The 21,772-nt window shown below is 64.9% G+C and carries 22 protein-coding genes and 1 pseudogene; 16 read left to right on the forward strand and 7 right to left on the reverse strand.

Annotated elements, in window-relative coordinates; genetic code table 11:
* Positions 1-13 precede the first annotated feature (13 nt).
* Positions 14-934: a LysR family transcriptional regulator gene (locus WDLP6_RS02765; protein WP_162591108.1), complete on the forward strand. Its 921-nt coding sequence runs from the start codon at positions 14-16 to the stop codon at positions 932-934.
* A gap of 23 nt (positions 935-957) precedes the next feature.
* Here the strand turns inward: WDLP6_RS02765 and WDLP6_RS02770 are convergent, their stop codons facing one another.
* Positions 958-2,226: a D-alanyl-D-alanine carboxypeptidase family protein gene (locus WDLP6_RS02770; protein ID WP_232076943.1), complete on the reverse strand. Its 1,269-nt coding sequence runs from the start codon at positions 2,224-2,226 to the stop codon at positions 958-960.
* 168 nt (positions 2,227-2,394) lie between these two features.
* Positions 2,395-2,964: a hypothetical protein gene (locus WDLP6_RS02775; protein ID WP_162590689.1), complete on the reverse strand. Its 570-nt coding sequence runs from the start codon at positions 2,962-2,964 to the stop codon at positions 2,395-2,397.
* Between WDLP6_RS02775 and WDLP6_RS02780 the strand changes: the two genes are divergently transcribed.
* A complete protein-coding gene (locus WDLP6_RS02780) occupies positions 2,906-3,136 on the forward strand; it encodes a hypothetical protein (protein ID WP_162565671.1) in 231 nt (76 codons plus the stop codon). The two genes, WDLP6_RS02775 and WDLP6_RS02780, sit on opposite strands and share 59 nt — an antisense overlap.
* Positions 3,137-3,221: 85 nt before the next feature.
* Positions 3,222-3,818: a dihydrofolate reductase family protein gene (locus tag WDLP6_RS02785; protein WP_162591109.1), complete on the forward strand. Its 597-nt coding sequence runs from the start codon at positions 3,222-3,224 to the stop codon at positions 3,816-3,818.
* Here the strand turns inward: WDLP6_RS02785 and WDLP6_RS02790 are convergent.
* Together WDLP6_RS02790 and WDLP6_RS02795 are read right to left on the reverse strand one after the other, a co-directional pair.
* Positions 3,767-4,192 carry a nuclear transport factor 2 family protein gene (locus WDLP6_RS02790; RefSeq protein ID WP_162591110.1) on the reverse strand — a complete coding sequence of 142 codons (426 nt, stop codon included), beginning with the start codon at positions 4,190-4,192 and terminating at the stop codon, positions 3,767-3,769. The two genes, WDLP6_RS02785 and WDLP6_RS02790, sit on opposite strands and share 52 nt — an antisense overlap.
* On the reverse strand, positions 4,189-5,151 hold the full coding sequence (locus tag WDLP6_RS02795) for an SDR family oxidoreductase (RefSeq protein ID WP_197910132.1): 963 nt from the start codon (positions 5,149-5,151) through the stop codon (positions 4,189-4,191). The genes WDLP6_RS02790 and WDLP6_RS02795 overlap by 4 nt, the downstream gene beginning before the upstream one ends.
* 30 nt (positions 5,152-5,181) lie before the next feature.
* On the opposite strand from WDLP6_RS02795, the gene WDLP6_RS02800 reads away from it, so the two are divergent.
* A complete protein-coding gene (locus tag WDLP6_RS02800) occupies positions 5,182-6,078 on the forward strand; it encodes an RNA polymerase sigma-70 factor (protein WP_162591111.1) in 897 nt (298 codons plus the stop codon).
* Between the two features lie 101 nt (positions 6,079-6,179).
* Entirely contained in the window at positions 6,180-6,650 is a 471-nt protein-coding gene (locus tag WDLP6_RS02805; protein WP_162591112.1) for a VOC family protein, read from the forward strand.
* On the opposite strand, the gene WDLP6_RS02810 is transcribed toward WDLP6_RS02805, so the two are convergent.
* Positions 6,631-8,433 carry an FAD-binding protein gene (locus WDLP6_RS02810; RefSeq protein ID WP_162591113.1) on the reverse strand — a complete coding sequence of 601 codons (1,803 nt, stop codon included), beginning with the start codon at positions 8,431-8,433 and terminating at the stop codon, positions 6,631-6,633. The two genes, WDLP6_RS02805 and WDLP6_RS02810, sit on opposite strands and share 20 nt — an antisense overlap.
* A 110-nt stretch (positions 8,434-8,543) precedes the next feature.
* Between WDLP6_RS02810 and WDLP6_RS02815 the strand changes: the two genes are divergently transcribed.
* Positions 8,544-9,386: a LytTR family DNA-binding domain-containing protein gene (locus tag WDLP6_RS02815; protein ID WP_162591114.1), complete on the forward strand. Its 843-nt coding sequence runs from the start codon at positions 8,544-8,546 to the stop codon at positions 9,384-9,386.
* Positions 9,387-9,420: 34 nt separating this feature from the next.
* Here the strand turns inward: WDLP6_RS02815 and WDLP6_RS02820 are convergent, their stop codons facing one another.
* Complete coding sequence (locus WDLP6_RS02820) at positions 9,421-10,380, reverse strand: LysR family transcriptional regulator (RefSeq protein WP_162591115.1); 960 nt, start codon at positions 10,378-10,380, stop codon at positions 9,421-9,423.
* A gap of 89 nt (positions 10,381-10,469) precedes the next feature.
* Between WDLP6_RS02820 and WDLP6_RS02825 the strand changes: the two genes are divergently transcribed.
* The 10 genes and pseudogenes from WDLP6_RS02825 to WDLP6_RS02870 all read left to right on the forward strand — a co-directional run.
* Complete coding sequence (locus WDLP6_RS02825) at positions 10,470-11,678, forward strand: CaiB/BaiF CoA transferase family protein (RefSeq protein WP_162591116.1); 1,209 nt, start codon at positions 10,470-10,472, stop codon at positions 11,676-11,678.
* Between the two features lie 17 nt (positions 11,679-11,695).
* Positions 11,696-12,961: a DUF1254 domain-containing protein gene (locus tag WDLP6_RS02830; RefSeq protein WP_162591117.1), complete on the forward strand. Its 1,266-nt coding sequence runs from the start codon at positions 11,696-11,698 to the stop codon at positions 12,959-12,961.
* A 28-nt stretch (positions 12,962-12,989) separates the two neighbouring features.
* On the forward strand, positions 12,990-13,973 hold the full coding sequence (locus WDLP6_RS02835; protein WP_162591118.1) for a Bug family tripartite tricarboxylate transporter substrate binding protein: 984 nt from the start codon (positions 12,990-12,992) through the stop codon (positions 13,971-13,973).
* A 394-nt stretch (positions 13,974-14,367) separates the two neighbouring features.
* A complete protein-coding gene (locus tag WDLP6_RS02840) occupies positions 14,368-15,396 on the forward strand; it encodes an aldo/keto reductase (protein ID WP_162591119.1) in 1,029 nt (342 codons plus the stop codon).
* A gap of 11 nt (positions 15,397-15,407) precedes the next feature.
* Positions 15,408-15,797 carry a VOC family protein gene (locus WDLP6_RS02845; protein ID WP_162591120.1) on the forward strand — a complete coding sequence of 130 codons (390 nt, stop codon included), beginning with the start codon at positions 15,408-15,410 and terminating at the stop codon, positions 15,795-15,797.
* Positions 15,798-15,954: 157 nt separating this feature from the next.
* Positions 15,955-16,305, forward strand: coding sequence for a hypothetical protein (locus WDLP6_RS02850; RefSeq protein ID WP_162591121.1), 351 nt, complete (start codon positions 15,955-15,957; stop codon positions 16,303-16,305).
* 242 nt (positions 16,306-16,547) lie between these two features.
* Positions 16,548-17,630 (forward strand): DUF4365 domain-containing protein, encoded by a 1,083-nt coding sequence (locus WDLP6_RS02855; RefSeq protein ID WP_162591122.1) that lies wholly within the window; start codon positions 16,548-16,550, stop codon positions 17,628-17,630.
* A gap of 341 nt (positions 17,631-17,971) precedes the next feature.
* Positions 17,972-19,291, forward strand: coding sequence for a hypothetical protein (locus WDLP6_RS02860; RefSeq protein ID WP_162591123.1), 1,320 nt, complete (start codon positions 17,972-17,974; stop codon positions 19,289-19,291).
* Positions 19,292-19,333: 42 nt separating this feature from the next.
* Positions 19,334-20,185: a DNA adenine methylase gene (locus WDLP6_RS02865; protein ID WP_162591124.1), complete on the forward strand. Its 852-nt coding sequence runs from the start codon at positions 19,334-19,336 to the stop codon at positions 20,183-20,185.
* Between the two features lie 233 nt (positions 20,186-20,418).
* Positions 20,419-20,559: pseudogene (locus WDLP6_RS02870) on the forward strand (transposase); the annotation flags it as partial.
* Positions 20,560-20,761: 202 nt separating this feature from the next.
* Here the strand turns inward: WDLP6_RS02870 and WDLP6_RS02875 are convergent.
* Positions 20,762-21,772, reverse strand: coding sequence for a hypothetical protein (locus WDLP6_RS02875; protein WP_232076945.1), 1,011 nt, complete (start codon positions 21,770-21,772; stop codon positions 20,762-20,764).

Here is a 21,772-nt window from a genome sequence, read left to right on the forward strand (position 1 = left end):
CTAGTTTCAGCCCATGCCCGCGGATGCCGACCTCAACCTTCTCATCGCGTTGAACGCCCTGCTCTCCGAGGGCAGCGTCTCCAGAGCGGCCGAGCGGTTGGGCCTGAGTGAATCGGCCATGAGTCGCACGCTGGCGCGACTGCGTGAAGCGACGGGAGACGAACTCCTCGTGCGTGCGGGCCGGGCCATGGTCCACACACCGCGGGCGCTGGCGCTGCGCGACCGCGTCAAGGCGCTGGTCGACGAAGCCAATGCCGTACTGCAGCCGGCCGGCCCCGACCTGAACTTGGGCACGCTCAAGCGGACCTTCACCGTGCGGGCCAATGACGGCTTCACCGAGGCCTTTGCGCATCTGCTCGTGGCGCGCACCGCGCGCGAAGCGCCCGGTGTGCGCCTGCGCTTCGCACCCAAGCCCGACAAGGACGTGCGACCGCTCCGGGAGGGATTGATCGATCTCGACGTCGGCGTTCTTGGCGAGTCGGGCCCCGAGGTGCGCATTCAATCCCTCTACCGCGACCACTTCGTCGCCGTCGTGCGACAGGGGCACCCGCTGCTGGCAGAAGGCGAGATCACGCCGGAGCGATATGCGGCTTGCGACCATGTGGTCACCTCACGCCGAGGACAGATCGCGGGTCCCGTGGACAACGCCCTCGCCGCCGCTGGATTGACGCGCAACGTCGCGGTCGTCGTTCCCAGCTTCGGCACTGCGCTGTCGACTGCGGCCGCCACCGACATGGTGGCGCTGATACCCGCCTCGTACTTCGAATACCAGAGAGCAGGCACCGCGCTGCGCTCGTTCGAGCTGCCGGTGCCGACCGAGCACATCACCATCTCGCAGATGTGGCACCCCCGATTCGATCGAGATTCAGCGCACCGATGGCTGCGCGGCGTCGTGCTCGAGGTGTGCCGCCATCACGGCGCGAAGGGGCCCTGAATATTGCCTCGCCGGCGCTGCGTTCACTTGCCGAACAACCTGGTCACGTGTTGCCACGAACGCAGCATCAGCCCCGCTCGCTCCACATCGGCCTGCGCGACCAGCGGGCTTTCTCCCACCGGCTTGCCATTCGCGTTCGCGACCACCTTGCCGATCACCGTGCCCTTGGTCACCGGCGCTTCCAGGTCCGGCTTGATCTGCACCGAGGTCTGCACTTGCTGGCCGCGCGGCACGGTCACCGACCATGCCGACTGCAGCACCGCGGGCACCGTGTCGGCCTTGCCGAAGCTGACCTTGGCCGCCGTCACCACCGTGTTCGGTTGAATCGGGGTGGCCTTCTCGAAGTTGCTGTAGCCCCACCCGAGCAGCGTGCGCGTCTCGTCGGCACGCGCCTGCGCGCTGTTGGTGTTGAGAATCACCGTGATGAGGCGCATCCCGTTGCGCTTGGACGAAGTGACGAGGCAGTAGCCCGCTTCCTGGGTGTGGCCGGTTTTCAGTCCGTCGACCGTGGGATCGGTGTAGAGCAGGGCGTTGCGGTTTCCCTGCTTGATGTTGTTGTACTTGAATTCGCGCTCCGCGTAGATCGGATAGTAGTCGGCGCTGTCGCGGATGATGGTGCGCGCCAGGATCGCGAGGTCGCGCGCAGACGACTTGTGCTCCGGGTCGGGCAGGCCCGTCGCGTTCACGAAATGCGTGTGCGTCATTCCGATGCGCTGGGCTTCGGCGTTCATGAGCTTGGCGAAGTTCTCTTCGGAGCCGGCCATGTGCTCGGCGATCGCCTTGGACGCGTCGTTGCCGGACTGGATGATGATGCCGCGCAGGAGGTCGATCACCGTGGCCTGGCTGTTGAGCGGCAGGTACATGCACGACTCGGTGCTCGAGCCGCGGCACCAGGCGTTCTGGCTGACCGACACAAGATCTTCCTTCTTGAGCTTGCCCGAGCGCAGTGCCTGCTCGACCAGGAAGCTGGTCATCATCTTGGTCAGTGAGGCCGGCGGCAGCGGTTCGTCGGGGTTGTCCGAGGCGAGCACTTCGCCGGAGTCGAAGTCCATCAGCAGCCATGCCTTGGCGGGCAGCGCCGGGAGGCCGCCGCCCGCGGTGGCCGGTGCTGCCGCGGGCGCCGAGGCAGGCGCGCGAGCCGCGGGCTTGTGGTGGGCTGCGGGCTTGGCGGCATGGTTCGCGGCCGCGTACGACGCCGAGTACGGTACAAGGGCTCCCGCGGAGATTGCGAGGGCGAGAGACAGGGTGGTGAGGCGCTTGGTTTGCACGATGATCAGGGGCAAAACGAACATTGTGGCGGATCGTTTGTGGGGGTGGGCGTGGACGCCGAGGCTGAGGCGGCTTCGGCGGGTGTGGAGCTCATCGAGCGGTGAGCCCGGGGTTGGCCCTGATTTTATGATTGCCAGCGACCGCTTGCCGCGCGTCTGGCGGAATCCATGTCTCGTACGGAGTGAAGCGTGTCATTGAGATCCCACGAGCCCGTTGCCGCCGATCGGGGCGGCGCCTGTCGCGAGCAGACGCTCAGGCGTTTGCAGCTCACTGCCCTCGAGAAGATGGGCGTGACGGCCGTGCTGGGCTCGGCGGTCGCTCTCCTGGCGCGGCTCCTGATCCCCACGCCGGAATACCTTGGGCTGCGCCTGCTGCTGCTGCCGTTGACGGCGCTGTTCGCCTACATCATCGTCCGCGCGCTGGCCTGCCATGCCTTCTTCCTGCCCTTCGTGGTCGATCACGCAGCCAACCGGGCCGACACGGTTTTCAGCCTGTTGTTCGCGGCGATGGCGCTGGTCACGGGCTTTGTCAGCCACTTGCGAATACAGGACTCCCAACGCCGCGCCTACGATCAGGAGTGCCGACTCGCCGAACTCGCCGTCACCGACACGCTCACCGGTGCGCTCAGCCGAGCCGAGTTCCTCCAGCAGGCCGAAAAGGCGGCTGCCAGTGCGCGCGCGTCCGGCCGGGGAAGAGTTCTGCGTGCTGTTGCCCGACCAGGGCGAAGCCCTGGTCCGGACGCTGGCGGATCGATTGCGCATCCTGCTGGCCGCGGTGCCGAGGCCCGACGGGCGGCTGACCGTTTCGGCCGGCGTCGCCGGCATGCGAGTCGACGAATCCGTCCTGCAAACGCTGCACCGCGCGGACCTCGCCATGCTCAAGGCCAAGCAGTCCGGCCGTGATGCAGTCTGCGTCGCGGACGAGATCCACTGACGGCCGTGAACAAGCCTGCTACGGTACGTCCGAGCCGTGACACGGCTGCGTTCCGCTGATTCCAACCCCCAGCACGGAGACCTCGATGAGAAAGCTCAAGATCATGGAACACATCTCGCTGGACGGCGTGATCCAGTCCTCCGGCGAAGACGATTTCCCCTACGCCGACTGGACCGTGCCCTATCGGACCCCCGCCGGCCGGGATGAAGTCCTCGCTGCGCACGGCGAGCGCTTCGACCTGCTGCTCGGCCGTCGCACCTACGACATGTGGTCGGGCTACTGGCCGAAGGCGCCGAGCGGTCCGATGGCCGACGGCATCAACGCGGCGACCAAATATGTGGTGACCCATCGCCCGGAAAGTCTCGAATGGGGCCCGTTCGAGGGCGTCGGGCCGGACATCGTCGAGGGCATACGTCGCATCAAGTCGCAGGATGGTCCGAAGCTTGTCCTCTGGGGCAGCTCCACGCTGACGTCGATGCTGCTCGAACATGGGCTCGCGGACGAGGTCATGCTCATCGTCTATCCCGTCCTGCTGGGCGCCGGGAAGCGCTTCTTTGCCGAGGGATCCCCGGCACGCGCCTTCGAACTCGTCAGCACCAAGGCCATGCCGTCCGGCGTCATCCTCAGTGTTTACAAGGCCGCGGGGCCCTCGCCATCGCGTGCCATTTGCGCACCGGTCTGAAGCCGCTCCGCCATCTTCTGCTGCACCACGCCGATCGCCTTGAGCGGCCTGACCATCACCTTGAACTCGATGATCTGGCCCGCGTCGTTCCATTGGACGATGTCCACGGCGTTGAGGATCACGCCATCGATCTCGCTTTCGAATTCCAGCATGGCGTCCGTGTCGCCGAAGAGCTTGCGGGTGACGCGAAAGCTCGGGCTGAAGAACGCATGCAATGCCGCGTCCAGGTAGCGTGTCACGATCTGCTTGCCGCGTTGGGGCGTGTGGACGACGGGGGAGTGGAACACCACGTCGTCCGCGAGCAGGTCTTGCAGGCCGCTCGGATCCTGGGTCACCACGATGCGATGCCAGGTTTCAAGAGGGTTGGCCGTCAATTTGCACCTCGTCGGTTGGGAGTGAATGCGGTGGCAGGCAAGGGCCTGTGCCTGACGCGGCCCTTCGGCTCGTCGGCGTTGGCAGCGAGCCACTCGCGCCATGTGGTGACGCCCTTGCGGCCGCGCGCTTCGGCAAAGCCCAGCCGGGCCGCTGTCCGGGGCGCGACGTTGATGCCGATCACGCGCCTGTTCAGTCCGCGCGCCTGCAGATACTCGCGCGCAAGCGCCGGGAGCGGCAGCGCCGCCGGGCCGCCGATCTCTTCGCGCAGGCCGAGCCTGCCGTCGTCGACGCACTCGATCAGATACGACGCCACGTCGGCGGTGTCCACGGCGTCCATGACGGCATGGGGCAGGATCCACCAGGGCATCCATCGCATGCCGCCGAAGAGCCGTGCCAGCAGGTAGTAGAACGGGCCGGCGCGCACCACCGACCAGGGCAGATCCGACTGCCGAACCAGGGTCTCGCCTTGCAGCTTCACCTTGCTGTAGGGAAGGGAAGCGGCTCCGTCCAGGCCGACGATCGACACGTGCAGAAAGTGCCGCACCCTTGCGCGCCGGCACTCCGCCAGAAGGCGGCGAGTTCCGTCCACGTCGACGGCCGAGGGCGTCGTGAAGAAGTCCACGGGCCGGATCCCGCCGCGCTGCGCGATCGGAGAGAAGGTCGCGGCATGGATGACCGTGGTGATGCCGGCCAGCGCCTCGCGCAGGCCGGCGCCTGTCGAAAGATCGCCGCGCGCCCATTCGACGCTCGGATCCGTGCCCGGCAGCCGCGCCAGGACGCGCACCCGTTTGCCCCGATCGAGCAACTGGCTCACGATGTCGCGCCCCAGGTGGCCGGTGCCGCCGGTGACAAGAATGCGCTCTTCATCAACGCTGGTTTGCTGGATCATCTTTCCTTCCCGCAGTAAGGTTGATCGAACCCGGGTCCTCGCCGAAGAGCCTTCGGTGATTCCCTTCATCATTCCTCCAAGACGTTCGAGGCTGCAGTTTTGTCACCACCCTCAGAGACCCAGACCTTTCTGGACCTGCGGCCGCGCCTGTTCGGCATCGCCTACAGGATGCTCGGAACCACGCAGGACGCGGAAGACGCCGTGCAGGAGGCGTACCTCAGGTGGCGCGAGGCCGATGCCCGCAGCCTGCGTTCGCCGCAAGCGTGGCTCGTGAGCGTGACGACGCGCCTGTGCATCGATCGCCTGCGCAGCTTGAAGGTCGAGCGCGAGGCCTATGTGGGGCCGTGGCTGCCCGAGCCCATCGTCGCGGAAGTGACGTCGCCCGAGGCCGAGTTGGAGAAGGCCCAGCATCTGTCCATTGCCTTTCTCCTGATGCTGGAGCGGCTGAGTCCGGAAGAGCGCGCCGCCTTTCTGCTGTACGAGGTGCTCGACTTCGACTACGCCGAGATCGCCGACGCGCTTCAACGCAGCGAGGGCGCCTGCCGTCAGCTGGTCTACCGTGCCAGGCAGCGGCTGGGCGAGGCCCGCGGCCGGTTCCGTCCATCACCAGCCCAGCATCGCGCGCTGCTGGAGCAGTTCGTCGCCGCCACGACCGCCGGCGACATCGACCGCGTCGTCGCGCTCCTGTCGGAGGATGCGCAGCTCGTGGCAGACGGCGGCGGCAAGGCGCGCGTGGTGTTCAAGCCTCTGCACGGAGCGCACCGCATTGCGCGGCTCTTCCACGCGGTCGCCCGCCAGGTGGCCGCGCATGGCGCGCGACTCGACCATCGGCTGGTGCGGGTCAATGGCGAGTTGGGTTTGCTGCGGCTCTTCAATGACGTGCCGCATTCGGTGCTTGCGTTCGAGACGGCTGGGGATCGGATCCTGTCCATCGGCATTGTGGCGAATCCGGGGAAGATGAGTGGGGTGGCCGATCGGGCTTTGGCTGGGGCATAGGTGGGTGCGTGGCGAAAGTCGACTTCGACGCGCCTCGAGCTCCAATGACACCACCTGTGGCAACGGCCTCATCAATGAAGTGAAGTGAGGAGAGAAAGGGTATGACGCTCAGACGCATGGACAACGTCCTTATCGTTGTCGACGATCTCGAAGCCACCAAGGCGTTTTTCATCGAACTGGGCCTCAGGCTCGAGGGCGAAACGACAGTCGAAGGGCCTTTGGTCGGACAGCTGATCGGGCTCAAGGATGTCCGCGCCACCGTCGCGATGATGCGGACGCCCGATGGACAGGGCATCGAGCTGGACAAGTTCCACACGCCCGATGCGATCAGGTGGGGTCCCGTGGACCTGCCGGTGAACACGCTGGGCATCCGACGCATCATGTTCGCCGTCGATGACATCGACGCCCTCGTCGCGCGCATGCGCGACCACGGGGCCGAGCTCATTGGCGAAATGCAGTACGCGGACACGTACCGCCTGGCCTATCTCCGCGGGCCCGAGGGCATCCTTGTCGGGCTGGCCGAGCAGCTCGGCGCGCCATCTTCTGCGGCACCTATTCGATCACCGGCGTGAAACCGTTGTCCTGCCAGCGCTCGCTGCCCACGCCGTGGTGGACGAAGAAGAGGCCGTCCGGATCATGGCGCGCCTTGACCGCCTGCAGCCGCGGGTGGTTGGCACCCCAGAAGGCCCGGGCCCAGTCGGGCTGGAAATAGTCGCTCTCCGACACGTAGGCGCCGGCGTCGGGCACGAGGCGGCGGATCGGATCCATGGCGGCGGCGACCGCGCGGGCATGGCCGCGCGCCGCGGCCGTGTCGGGCGCGTGGCCCGGCACGCCGGGGTAGGCCGGGGGCGCATTGGAGGCGCAGATCATCAGCGCGAAGGCATCGACCACGGCGGGGTTCGTGGCCGTGTCCCGCGTGGCGTCGAGCGCCCACGTCGGCGCGCCGGCCAGGCCCTTGTTCAGGTGCAGCGCGAAGCCCCATTGGCGGCTCGCCCGGTAAAGCGCCTCGGCGAGGGCCGTGCCGTTCCCTTCCCGCAGCAACGCGGCCGGCAACCAGGCCGACTGGTAGCCATTCAGCACCTGGCCCGCATCCTTCACGTCGCCGCTCCAGGCCATGTTCGATGCGGGTGCGCCGGGCCGCGCGTCGCGCACCACCACGCCCGGCGGACGCCAGTGCTCGGGATCCCAGAAGCGGCGCGCATCCAGGCCGAGGATGAAGGGCGCGGCCTCGAAGCGGAAGTCGCCCGGCGCGGCCATGACCGCGTCGATGAAAGGCTGCCAGATCGCCGAGGCCTCGCCCCGGCCGATGCCCTGGAACAGCATCGCCACCGACAGCACGTTGCCGGGCCGGAAGATGATCTGCTCGCCCCAGTGCGGGTCGACCAGGTGGTCGCGGCAGTGGGCCACCACCCGCCCGACCAGCCGCCGGTACGCCGCGTCCGAACTCGCCGCGATGCGCATGTTGACCGTGCCGAAGCCGTCCGGCAGCGGATGGGTGCGCAAGGTCAGCCGCGTCACCACGCCGAGGCTGCCGCCGCCACCGCCCTTGAGGCCCCAGAACAGCTCGGGCTCGCGGCAGCGGTTGACGATGCGGACCTGGCCGTCGGCCGTCACCACCTCGGCCTCCAGCAGGTTGCTGGCCGCCGTGCCGTGGCCCTTCGAGAAACTGCCGAAGCCTCCGCTCTGCACCAGCCCGGCCACGCCGACCGTCAGGCAGCCGCCGCCTTGCACGTAGCGCCCGCCCCGGGTTGTGACCGCGTCGTACACCGGGCCCCAGACCGCGCCGGCGCCCACCGTCACGGCGGGCTGGGGCGCGTCCGCGCAGCCGCTCGCGACGAAGCCCTCATGCAGCTCGATGCGGTTCATCGCCCGCGTCCAGACCAGCAGCGAATCGGGCGCGTTCGACGTGCCCTGGTAGCTGTGCCCGCCGCCCTTGACCACCAGCCGCAGGCGATGGCGGCGCGCGAAGTCGACCGCCGCCGCCACGTCGGCCGACGACGTGGCGGCGACCGCGTAGGCGCTCGGCTGCGAGGTCCAGGCATCGACCCATGCGAGGGTCTGCGTCAGGCCCACGCTGTCGCCCAGCAACCAGGGGTTGCGCAGCGTGGCGAACAGCGCGTCGCGGCTGGCGGCGTCGGCGCTCCGGCTCGCGATCAGCGGCGATTCCACCTTGACCAGGCGGCCGCCGACGGCCCGGTCGAGCTCGGACCATCGCGCCGGGTCGGGCCAGTCGGCGTCGCCGGGCCGCACGCGCGGGCGCAGGGCCGGGACGCCGGTGGCGGCCGCGGCACCCCGGGTCGAAGTGATGAAAAAGGGCGCCGCCGCGGCGGCTTGAAGGAGTCGTCTTCGGTCCATGGGAAAGGCCTCGTGAATCGATCGGTCTGCCTAGAATCGGGCCGATCGCCGCCTCCACCGTGCCGAAAGTGACCAAACCCGCCGAATCCGGGACGAACCCCGCCCCTCCCGTGACCGGCCGGCGCCCGGGCTGGGCCTGGGTCTTCGTCCTGGCGGCCGGCTGGATGGCCGTGCAGGCGAGCGTCAACAGCGCCTCGGTGACCAGCGACCTCACGCGCCGCGGCATTGCCTTCCAGCCCATCGAACCCTGGATCTGGGAATTCAGCAGCGCCCTGGCCCTGTTGATCTGGTTGATCCCCACGCTGTGGTTCGCCGGTCGCCTGCAGTTCCGGCGGCCCGGGTTCGCGCGCCGGCTGCCGCTCGTGGTGCCGGCCAGCGTCGTGTTCTGCGTGGGCCATGTGCTGACCATGGTGGCGCTGCGCCACCTCGCTTACCAGGCGATGGGCCGGTCCTACGGCTTCGGTCCCTGGCTGCCCGGCCTGCTCTACGAATATCGCAAGGACGTCCTGACCTTCGCGTTGATGCTGACCGCCGCGACCGTGCTGGGCCTGCTGCGCGAACGCCAGCGGCCGGTGCCGGCGGACGCGCCGCCACCACCGGCCGCGCCCGCGTCGCCGCCGCCGCCGACCTTCATGGTCAGGACCGCGACCCAGGGCGACGTGCTGGTTCGCACCGACGAAATCGACTGGATCGAGGCCCAGGGCAACTACGTGGCGCTGCATGTCGGCGCCGACACGCGCCTGCTGCGCCAGACCTTGTCCGAGATGGAGACCCGGCTGCGCGAGCACGGCTTCATCCGCACCCACCGCCGCGCCCTGGTCAATCGCCAGCGCATGCAGGCGATCATTCCGCCGGAGCACGGCGAACTCGGCGTCCGGCTCAGCGGCGGCGACATCGCGCCGCTGAGCGAGAGCCGGCGGGCCGAGGTGCTGCGGCTGGTGCTGGCGGGTTGAACCCGCCCGCAATCCAAAAGCGTTGCGTCGCCGGTCATCTCTTCGAGGCGATGGCTCCGCTCACGGACCGGATTGCATCCGCGAACTCCGTGAGGATCGCGGGCCTTGCCATTCCGTCTCGTCGAAAGAAAAGGCCGAACGACGGCAGGACGACCTGCGGCAGGACCTTGATCCTCAGCACGCCGCCCCTGGCGACTTCGTCCAGCGCATGCTCCAGCCGCACCGCGCACAGCAGCGAGGGATCCTTGCGAAGCACGGTGCCGATCGTCACCGAGGACATGGCCTCGATGACCGGCTCGGGCGGCGTCACGCCGCTGTTCAGGAAGGCCGTGATGAAGGCCTGCCTGACCAGTGTCTCCTTGGGCGGCACCACCCACGCCGCGGCTTGCAGATCGGCCCACTGCCATCTTCTGCGTCCCGCGACGCTCCGGTTCGAAGCGGAAGCCAGCACACACAACGCGTCCTTCAGCAGCACGACGGGTTCGAGCAAGGGGATCATGTCGCTGGCGATCAGCTCGGGCGTGATGGCGCCGAAGACGCAGTCGAGCTCCCCTTCGAGCAGGCGATGAATGAGCTCGTGGACGCGGCCCTCGCGCAACTGCACGGCGACTCCCGGCATCCGCTTGCGAAGCCTGACGATGGCGGCCGGAACGGCGGCGGTGACCGAGGGCGCACCCACGCGCAGAACCGCCGTCACGCCGCTTTGCATGGCGTCGACGTCCTCGGTGGCGCGGGCCAGTTCATTCAGCACGGCGCGGGCGCGAAATACGGCACTCGCACCCAGCGCGTTCGCAACGATCCCCTGATGGCTGCGTTCGAACAGCCGGGCTGCGAAACAGTCTTCGATTTCGCCGAGCATCTTGCTGATCGCGGGCTGGCTCAGGTGCAGCCGCACCGCTGCGCCGCGCATCGTGGGCGTCTCTGAAAGCGTCACGAGCAGCTCGAGATGCCGCAGGCGCAGCTTGCGGATGAGACGGTCTGTCTTCGTGTCCATTTCAGTGCCCGAAGGATATAGCCAATCGTGATCGCCCCCTCACGATTCTCGAATTTTCAAGCATCGGCGAAAGCGCTAACTTCGCGTCAATGAAATTCGAATCCGAAGAGGCAACCGGGCCCGCCGTCCCGTTGAGGAACGTGCGCGTGATCGACCTGGGCCAATACATCGCCGGCCCCGGCGCGGCCATGGTCCTGGCCGAGCTGGGCGCGCAGGTGATCAAGATCGAACCGCCGGCAGGCGACCAGGCCCGGCACATCGGCCGCTACGGCGAGTCGATGATCCGCGCCTACAGCCGCGGCAAGCAGTCCATCGCGCTCGACCTGAAGAGCGAGGCCGGCCGGGCGATCGCGTGGCGCCTGATCGAGAAAAGCGACATCGTCATCCAGAACCTGCGCCCCGGCGCGGTGGAGGCACTGGGACTGGGGCCGTCCGCCGTGCGCGAGCGATTCCCCAGGGTCATCTACCTGTCGATCTCGGGCTTCGGGGACCTGGGACCGTCGAGCGAACGTCCCGGCTACGACATCGCCGCTCAGGCCGAGAGCGGCTTGATGTCGGTCACCGGCGAGCCGGACCGCCTGCCGCAGAAGGTGGGCGTGCCGATCATCGACGCGGCCGCTGCGCACCTCGGCGCGCAGGCGGTGCTGGCCGCGCTCTACGGCCGCGAGCGGACGGGGACCGGCGAGACGCTGCGTACCTCGCTGCTCGAGGTGGCCATGCATCTTCAGGCCACCACGTGGTGCGACTACCTGGGCGGCGCCCCCGAGCCCACGCGCATCGGCGACGGCCAGCCCAACAATGCGCCCGCCGCGGAGGTGGTGCCCACGCGCGACGGGCACATCGTTCTGTCGGCCTACGCGGACGAGCACTGGGTGCGCTTCTGTCGCGTGATGGGGCGCGAGCCGCTCGCGACCGACCCGCGCTTTTGCACCAACGCCCTGCGGGTGCAGCACCGCGCCGAACTTCGCGCGGTGTTGCGTGAATGTCTCTCGGCCTTCACCAGCGAGGAATGCGTGGCGCTGCTGAGCCGCAACCAGATCGTGGTCGGCTTTGTTCGCAGCTACCGGCAGGTGCTGCAAAGTGCCGATGTCCAGGCCAGCGGAATATTGGTCGATGCCATGGACACCGATGGCCGCGCCTATCCGTCCCTGGCATTGCCCTATCGGCTGGGTGATGCGCCCCGTGCCAGGCCGCCGGCTGCGCCTGCGTGCGGCGCGGACACGGATCGGCTGCTGGCCGAACTCGGACTCGCGGCGCACGAGATCGACGAACTTCGCCGTGCCGGCGCCGTCGCGTGACCCCGGAGAAGATGCCCATGAATTCGAAGACGAATCCCGTCGCGCACGGATGCGAGGCCGTGGTGATCCAGACGCTGCCGCTGTTCGAGATGATGCGCATGCGCGCGGCGACCACCCCGCGCCGCCACCCCGTTCTCGGCTTCGCAGCGCCGAATCCGCAATCCACGCTGCGATGGGTCAACCTCTTTACCCATACCCACCGTCGACTCGGGCCAGAGGACAAGGAGGTCGTCAGCCCGAACAACGACACGGTCTACAGCAATGCCTGGCTGGACCTCTCCGAAGGACCGGTCATCATCGACACGCCCGACATGGGCGAGCGCTATTGGACCCTCGGGCTGTTGGATGCCTGGACCAATCCCTTCGCCTACGTGGGGCGCCGGACGACCGGCAACCGGCCCCAGCGCACCCTGGTGCATGGACCCGGCTGGCACGGTGCGGTCCCGCCGGACATCACGGGGACGGTGGCCGCGCCGGGCGACGACGTGTGGCTGATCGGCCGCCACCTCGTCGAGGACGACGGCGAGGATGCTGCGCGCGTGCGCAAGTCGCAGTCCGCGATGCGGCTCGTTCGCCTCGGCGGCACCGACGCAGCCCTGCGCGTGGACACCTGGATCGATGGCCGCGACACCGGCATCCCGTCTGCGGACATTTATCTGTCCACCGTGAGCGCCGCGCTGCGGCGCAATCCGCCGTTGCCGGGCGAACGCCTGGCCTGGCCTGGCGCGGCCGTTGATCTCGCGGCCTCGCTGCCTGCCGTCTACGAGCGGCTGCGAACGGGCCATCAGCCGCACGAGCTGGGCGGAGGCTGGGCGATCCCGGTCCTGGTGAAGACCCACTGGGGCGACGACCACCTGACGCGCGCCCGCATCGCTCGCAACTTCATCGGCGCGCTGGGCGTCGAGGAGGCGATGTATCCCACGGCGGAGGTCGACGCGCACGGCGCGCCGCTGGATGGATCGAAGCGCTATGAGTTGCGGTTCGCGCCGGGCAGGGGCCTCAAGGTCGGCGCCTTCTGGTCGCTCACCATGTACCGCCGCAGCGACTGCCTTTTCGTCGCCAACCCCATCCACCGCTACTCGATCGGCGATCGCACGCCCGGCTTGCGCCACGATGCCGATGGCAGCCTCGCCATCCGCCTTCAGGCCGAGGACCCGGGCCCTGGCCTCAACTGGCTTCCGGCGCCGGGGGGCGAGTTGTTCTACGTCGTCCTGCGGCTCTATCAACCGCATGCCGACCACCTGGAACTGCGATTCGACTATCCGCCGATCCAGCCGATCTGAGACCCCAACACAACGGAGACAAGCCAGCATGACACTGAACCTGAACCGCCGACACCTTCTCACGGCCGCCGCAGCCGGCCTCGCGCTGCCCTGGAGCGCATCGAGTCACGCGCAGACATGGCCGGCACGGTCCATCCGCATGGTGTCGCCCTACAACGCCGGCGGCTCGAACGACATCCTGACGCGTGTCCTCAGCGAGTTCCTCGGGCGCAAGCTGGGCCAGGGCGTCGTGGTCGAGAACAAGGCGGGCGCCGGTACGCGCATTGCCAATGACTTCGTGGCCAAGGCGCCGCCCGACGGCTATACGCTGCTCCATGCCGCAGCGCCGATCGCGATCGGCGAGGCCTTGTACAAGGACCTGCCCTACGACGTGCACAAGAGCTTCACGTCGATCGGCAGCACGGCGATCGCGCCCTTGTTCCTCATCGTCAATGCACAAGCACCCTACAAGACGCTCGCGGAGTTCGTCCAGTACGGCAAGACGAACCCCAAGGGCTTGACCTTCGGCTCGCCCGGGGCAGGCTCCGCGCCGCACCTGACGGCCGAACTCCTGTTGCGTGCCTCCGGTGCGAAAGGCATCGTCGTGCAGTACCGCGGCGATGCGCCGGCCTACACCGAGTTGCTTGCCGGGCGAATCGACGCCACCTTGACGGCCATCTCGACCGCGGTCCCCCACATACAGGCCGGCAAGCTGCGGGTGCTGGCCGTCGCCAATGAAGAGCGCACGCCGCTCTACCCCGACGCGCCGACCTTCCGCGAGCAGGGGCTCCAATCGGTCGTGGGCTACGGCTGGTACGGCATGCTCGCGCCCGCCGGAACGCCGGCCAATATCGTCGAGCGGCTGAATACGGAGATCAATGCCGCAGTGGCCGACGCGGAGGTCCGCCGCAAGGCGGAGGCCGCGGGACTGCAACTGCGGGGTGGCACCGCAGCCGAATTCAGCGCCTTCATCTCCAGCGAAACGCGCAAGTGGGCGCAGATCATCAAGGTCGCGAACATCACGGCCGAGTGATCGCCCGGCGTTTGGCATGGGTGGCGCTGGCCATTGTCGCGACCAGCGAAGCGCCTAGAAACTGGTCGAATCCGAGATGTAAAGACCATGCGCCACCAGGCCGCCGGCGGCACCCAAAACGAAAAGCAAGACGAGCATCGGAGTTTCCCTAACAGAGGGGCAATTGTCAGGGTTAACCCGAATTCATGCAGCGCCTGGTCGAGAAACCTTGGAAGACGCGGTGATTGGTCACCGGCGACAGCACGCGTTCGGTCTGCCTAGAATCGGGCCGATCGCCGCTTCCCCAGTGCCGAAAAGTGACCAAACCCGTCGAATCGGGGAGGAGCCGCCAGAGCACGGCGAACGCGGCTTCGGCGCCAGACCCATTCGGTCGATTCCCCACACGGAGTACCCCATGGAATACCGCTTTCTCGGCAAATCAGGCTTTCGCGTCCCGGCACTGAGCTTCGGCACCGGCACCTTCGGCGGCAAGGGCGAGTTCTTCCAGGCCTGGGGCAACACCGATGTGGCCGAGGCCCGCAAGCTGATCGACATCTGCCTCGAGGCGGGCGTCAACATGTTCGACAGCGCCGACATCTACTCCGGCGGCGCGGCCGAGTCGGTGCTCGGCGAGGCGATCAAGGGCCGGCCCCGCGACAAGCTGCTGATCTCCACCAAGGCCACCTTCCGCAGCGGCGAGGGCGCCAACGACATCGGCGCTTCGCGCCACCACTTGGTGAGCACGGTCGACGCGGCGCTGCGGCGCCTCGGCACCGACTACATCGACCTGTTCCAACTCCACGGCTTCGATGCCGCCACCCCGGTGGAAGAGACGCTCTCCACACTCGATGATCTCGTGCGCGCCGGCAAGCTGCGCTACGTCGGCGCCTCCAACTTCTCGGGCTGGCACCTGATGAAGTCGCTGGCGGTCGCCGAGCGCTACGGCTATCCGCGCTACGTCGCGCACCAGGCCTACTACTCGCTCGTGGGCCGCGACTACGAATGGGAGTTGATGCCGCTGGGGCAGGACCAGGGCGTGGGCGCGGTGGTGTGGAGTCCGCTCGGCTGGGGCCGGCTCACCGGCAAGATCCGGCGCGGCCAACCGCTGCCCGCCAACAGCCGCCTGCACGTGACGGCCGACATGGGGCCGCCGGTGCCCGACGAGCTGCTCTACCGCGTGGTCGACGCGCTCGACAAGATCGCCGGCGAGACCGGCAAGACCGTGCCGCAGGTCGCGCTGAACTGGCTGCTGCAGCGCCCGACCGTGTCCAGCGTCGTGATCGGTGCGCGCGACGAGCAACAGCTGCGCCAGAACCTCGGCGCGGTGGGCTGGAACCTCACGCAGGCGCAGGTGGCCGAGCTCGACGCGGCAAGCACGACGACGCGGGCCTATCCCTACTGGCATCAACAGGGCTTTCTCGAGCGCAATCCCAACCCGGTGTGATCGAGACCCGAATGCGCATCGAACATATTGCCCTTTGGACCGACGACCTCGAACGCTGCAAGCAGTTCTACATTCGCTATTTCGACGCCCGGCCCGGCAGCGGGTATGTCAATGCGGCCAAGGGATTCGAGTCGTGCTTTCTGAGTTTCAAGGAGGGCGCGCGGATCGAAGTGATGAAGACGACGACGCTGCATCCGCTGGTCATCGAGCCGGGAGCGCAGCGGATGGGGCTCGCGCATTTCGCGGTGTCGCTGGGGTCGCAGGGGCGGGTTGATGAGCTCACTCGACGGTTGAAGGACGATGGGTATCCGGTGCTGGATGGGCCTCGCAAGACTGGAGATGGGTACTACGAGAGCGTGGTGCTCGATCCGGATGGCAATCGGATCGAGATCACTGCTTGATGATCAGGATGGCGAATGAGGCGTCGCCGGCAAGAAGCACATCGCCCCATGCATCGATTGAAAATCCGCTTGGCCGAAGTCGTCCTGGCTGCGCGACCGATATTATTCATCTGCACGTTTTGAACCTATGAGTCAACATAGCGGAGCCATCGGCCTGATGCTGATGATCCTGGCCCTGTTCATGCTGATGGGCATCCCTCTCCTTGTCGAAAGGGCAGCGAGGCGAAAGGAGATTGCCAAGTTGATGGCAACCGGAAAACGAACGTCCGCAGAAATTCTCGAGTACTCAACGGGTGGGGGCGGCAAGAGCCAGTGCATCGTATTCAGCTTTACTCCGCTCGGTGCGTCCGAGAGTTCGAGATACTCGAAGCTCATCTATGGATCTCGAAAACTCAAGATGGGCGATCGCGTCGAAATTTGCTACAACGAGCGATACCCATTCTTATTGGCCTTGGTTCCTCTCGGCAACCGTCAAGACGTGGGATCGCAACCTTTGTCGAACCGATGAACGCCGAACTTCGCTGGCGTGGTTCGGCGCGAGAACTGGGCCTGCTGAACACATGAGCCGTACTTTCCGCCGCGCAACGCCAACTTATGGCCGGCGCGTCCGATTCACGCTTGAGAATCAAGCCAACAACCGTCCGTGGAAACGGGGCAAGTCCAAGTCCAGTTGGAGAAGTTAATGCACTTCCAGAAAGAGGCGAGCTTCCGGGCGTTGGACCTGAGGGACATGCTGATGCATGGTGGGATATGACTACCAAGAGAAAGCGTTCCCAGGCGACCAGCCGAGACGGGATCAACTTCGTGCGTACGCTGGTCGAGCGCCATAACTGCACCTTCCAAGAGATCGATCTACAAAACGACCTTGGAAACGATGCGTACGTCGAGTTTGTGGCCGAGGAAAGTGCTACGGGTTGCTGCGTAGCGCTGCAAATAAAGTCGGGTTCTTCATACCGCGCTGCCGGTGGACGCTACGGGTTCCAGTCCGATAGCGACCACTTCGAGTACTGGGCCTCTCACACGCTGCCCGTGCTTGCAATCATTGTCGACCCCGAAGCGAGCAGGGCGGCCTGGGTTGACATCACCGACCATCTTCGACGCAACCCTGCGGCGGTTAAGGAAGGACCCTTCAGCATTTACGCTGACCAAGGCTTTTCAGCGTCTTCGTTTGCTGAGTTTCGGCAGCACTGCCTGACCTACCTCGACCCATACAGTCGCGAGCAGAACTTCGGGAGGGCTTTGACGGCCTTTGCCGATCGAGCGGACAATGAACGCTGCTTTGACGGACTACGGGCACTGTTTGCGTTCCATAGGCAGCAGGTAGCTACCTGGTATTACCTGATCTCGTGTCTCTCCAACTGCCAGGGGCACAGAGTCCTGCGCCCTCTCGTTGCATGTCTCTGCCATATCCCCGCGCATGGAGACATCTTCTGGAGCCAACAGAACATCATCGACGCAGAGGTCCGTCAGGAGGCACTTCGACTAATGCACCAGTTGTTTGACCGCAGGGACGCGCTCACCATGCTCTCGGTGATCGACGATTCGGGCATTGACCGGGGAACCATCGGGCAGGCGGTACACGCGCTGGTGGACACCATGGCAGATGTGCCGGCAGTGATGGAATCGATTGCAATCGATCAGAGTCAGAGTGAGCGCGTTCGGCACAGCGCGATCCTATTCGCAACCGACTCGGCCCAATGGCAATCCCCTGCGGTCGCTCTTGATCTCTTGGATCGAATACGGGTTTCAATTGCCAGCGATGACGAACTGCGCGCCGTGGTCGACTGGTTGGCAGGCGATCTGATGCAGTACGGCCGCGTATCGTTCTACTAGACTTGGCGGCGGTGGCAAATGGGTCGACATCCGTTTCAAGCGACGAATGCTGGACTGGCATCAGGTGAGTAGGACGTCATGCACTGCGCGAACTACCCACGGAAACGGAATTCGAAGCCCGGACCCGAAATCCCTTTTCCTAGGGGAACAGCTATGCCGCGTTTTCGCCTTTGCTGCTCGATTGCACAATTCAGAAAAATGAACTCGAAGTTATCGACCTGAGGCTGCGGATGCATCGCGAGCATCGCCGACTACAATCGAGTTGCAGATGCGCAAAGTCACCTCAAGCCGAAGCTAATGCAATTGGGGCTGCAATCGGACCAAAAAAAGGGGAAAACAATATGGTAACTGCTGCACGCCAATATGAGCGACGCGATGGGATCTCTTTGGCGAGACTTCATCTCGACCCCGAGAACCCTCGCCACGATCCGATCGAGGACGAAGACAAGATCATCGGCCACTTAATGCGGACGGAGAAGGTACAGGCGCTAGCGAAGAGCATCGTAGAGAACGGCGGGATCAGCCCACTTGATGCGATTGGTGTAGTCGAGATGGCGGACAACCCCGGGCACTTCATTGTTGCCGAGGGCAATCGACGCACTTGCGCCCTCAAGGTCTTGAACGACCCAAAGAAGGCGCCTTCCATCACGGCTCAAAAGTACTTTCAATCGTTGGTTCAGAGAGCCAGCCTACCGCAGAAGTTCTCGGTTGTCGTGTTTCCAGACAAGGAGGCTGCGAGGCCCTGGATGGAACTGCGGCACTTGGGGCCGCAAGATGGCGCGGGAATGAAGTCTTGGAATGCTGTTCAGAAGACTCGCTTTTCCCGCGGCGCCTCGCCGGATACTCTCGCCCTGGCAGTGTTGGAACGAGCCGAAGCGGCTGGATGGATCGACGCTGAAACAAGGAAGAAGATTGGCATCACGACGCTGACGCGGTATCTCGGAAATCCTGTGGTGCGGACCGCGCTCGGCATCGGAGAACGTGGCAACCTAACGTTCACGCACGAACCGGCGGAGGTCGACGTCGCCCTCAAGAAGTTCGTCACCGATGCCATCCCACGCAAGGGCGGTACCGAGGCGCCGGTCAACTCGCGGACGAAAGCAGCCGATTGGAAAGCCTACGGACGCCAATTACACACGGAGGGCTTCTCACCCACAACCGCTCTGCCAGGCCCTGTTGTCCCGCCGGCGCCCACCAAGACCGTAACGCCAAGAGCGCGTGGTCCGCGGCACCCGGACAAGCGCCCAAACGTCATGCCATCGGACTTCGTGGTCAAACACAGGGATCCCGCACTCCAACGGCTGACCGCCGAACTCAAGGGCATCAGACCTGACGATGGGTTTCCCTTCGCGGCGAACTACTTGCTTCGCGCCGTCCTTGAGCGCGTCATGGTCCTTTACGCGAAGAAGGCCGGTGTCTGGAAGCAGAACCTGGATGACAGAGCGCTTACTCGTGCATGCAACAGCGCGTTGGAAGCCTCTGGCGTCAGTTCGCATGAGTTAAAGAACCTGCGCATCGCTTTTTCGACCGACGACTCGCCCTTGAGTCTCCAGACGCTCGGCGCCGCGGTGCACGCCGCGCACTTGCCTACACGAAAGGGGTTGATCGCCGTGTGGGACAACTGGGCGCCGACGGTGCGTCATATGCTAGATCGGCTGTAGGTAGGGCTGGCCAAAGTGATGCGATTTCGATAACCTCAGCTCATGCCTACGACAGAAACACCATTGCGTTACCCTGGCGGCAAAACGCAGCTTGCACCATTCGTCATCGACCTGCTCAGAGCAAACCGACTACTTGGCGGCGTCTATGCCGAGCCCTTTGCAGGTGGGGCTGGTCTGGCTTGGCGCCTCCTTCTCGCAGGCCATGTTTCTGAGGTCTGGCTCAACGACATTGACCCCGCAATCTACGGATTTTGGCACTCTGTACTCAATCAGACGGACGACCTATGCGAGTTGATTGAGACAACGCCTGTGAACATGGAGGAGTGGCATCGTCAGCGTGGGATCATGGGCAGAGGACGTGTCGGCCCGCTCAAGTTGGGGTTCGCCGCGCTGTTCCTCAACCGCACCAATCGCTCTGGCATCATCAGCGGCGGTGTGATCGGAGGCAAGGATCAAACCGGCAATTACAAGCTCGACTGCCGATTCAATCGTGCGGCTTTGATCGAGAGAATTCGACGCATTGCCTCATACCGCGATGTGGTTACGCTGACTCGCCTTGATGCCATGCTCTGCATCCCAAAATGGGCGAACGAGATGCCCAAGCGCGGCTTGATGAACATTGATCCGCCTTACTTTGCCAAAGGTCGGGGTCTCTACACTAACTTCTACACTGGGTCTGACCACAGGGATCTGTCGGTCATGATTCGGAAATTGAAGTGCCCTTGGATGTTGACTTACGACGACGTCGAAGACATTGAGCGGCTATATAAGGGAATGCCGATGTATCGCAAGGGACTCATTTACTATGCTCAGGTCAAGCGTCGAGCCAATGAACTAGTGGTGCTGGCGCCAGCGCTCGCGGCCCCTCAGAGCCTCTATCAGCAGGCTGCGTGAGTCGTCAGTGTATTTCCGACTGATGAAATCGATCAGACCGCAGGATACCGTGGCTCCTGGCTGACTAAGGGCGCACCTTTCCTGAGCCCAGATCCCTGCGGCCTTTGGCAGGTGCCCATGACGCTTGTGACCGCCATCCAACTGAGCCGATAGCACGCCGCCAATCTGGACGTTTGGCAGCGGGACGACTGCATCCGATCTCGACCGGTACCTGTGGTCGAGAGCACCAGCTCTTCCGAGTGATTAAGCGGCAGTTCGGATTCAAGAAGTTGCGCTACCGCGGACTCGCCAAGAATACAGCGCAACTCGTCACGCTGTTCGCGCTGTCGAATCTTTGGATGGCGCGAAGGAAGTTGATGGGAGCGCGGGGATGAGTGCGTTCGAAACGCGCCAATCGCACAGCGCGGGCATCGCGAGCGCCATGTTCTGCGACATGCAGACTCCAGATCTGCGTGTTCCTCAATGCGACTTTGCTTCATGCTCGGTCATTGGCTTCAATTGCTCATGCTGCACGTGTTTTGCAGACCTTCCCCAGTCCACTGATCTACTTTCTACAAGCCGTGATGACATGTTATGTCAACACGGCCATGGCGCGCCGGCAGTGATCAGTCCACGTTGTTGTGCGAACCGGTTCTTGCTAACAAGCCAGCGCCGATCTAGACCACTTCGGTCGACGATCTCGTCATGCAGCGAATGCGCAATACGACTCAAGAGAATCGTCAGATCTATGAGCATCCTCGCCGCGAGCTTCGGCTGCCGCTCAATACTCGGATCGAGCCGCATCAAAATCGTGTTGTTTTCCAATCGATCAACTAGCCCATCGACGGTTTGCGCTCCCGTGGAAAGGTAGGTGAACGTATCCAGGCTACTCTTGAAGCGCGGCGCGGCATATGCAAATCCAGGCCTGTAGTTGACGACATTGCGCAGCGCGCTTGGCCAGTCGTCTCCAAGAACTGCCGCAGACGCGATGATCGCCATAAAAAGCCTCTCCTCTTGGGGAGAGGCTACGCCTGCTCCGACCTCCGCGTAGATTTCACTGAACAGTCCGAAGACAGTGGTCCAAAGTTGTTCGTGAATGCGACGCTGACGCTTCACGAGAAGAATACTGCGTGTTCCAGCGCTCATCGCGGGGCCACAGATGACCTCATAGGTTCCTTTGCCCATTGAGGCTGCGCCCGCCGGCGCAAGCTTGGTGAATTGCTTGGCGACGTCGGAAGTGACGAACCAGAGAGCATGTCCAAGCATTCTGGAAAAGGCCATCGCTGCAAAGTATGCCCAGTAGTAGAACGTAACTGCTTGCCACGCTGGGCTGTTCCATGCTGGGCTCGCCAAAGTCTTCATCAGCGAAACCTGATGCTCAAGCGCATGATCCAAGTGGTACGCAGCATCAGAGATCAATGCCCCACCAAAATCCGTCGGAGAGGCGGCGATCGTGAACTTGGTTGCTGTCGTTGACGCGACTGTATAAGTGCCGCGCGCTTGCCACGCAGCCAGCGTCAGTGGGCTCTTGAAATCAACGTTCGCCCCGGGCGGTACAGCGTCTAAAGCTCGTTGGCGAACTCGCTGCCAAAGAGCGCTTTGAGGCAA

The organism is Variovorax sp. PBL-E5, from assembly GCF_901827185.1.
Classification (GTDB): domain Bacteria; phylum Pseudomonadota; class Gammaproteobacteria; order Burkholderiales; family Burkholderiaceae_C; genus Variovorax.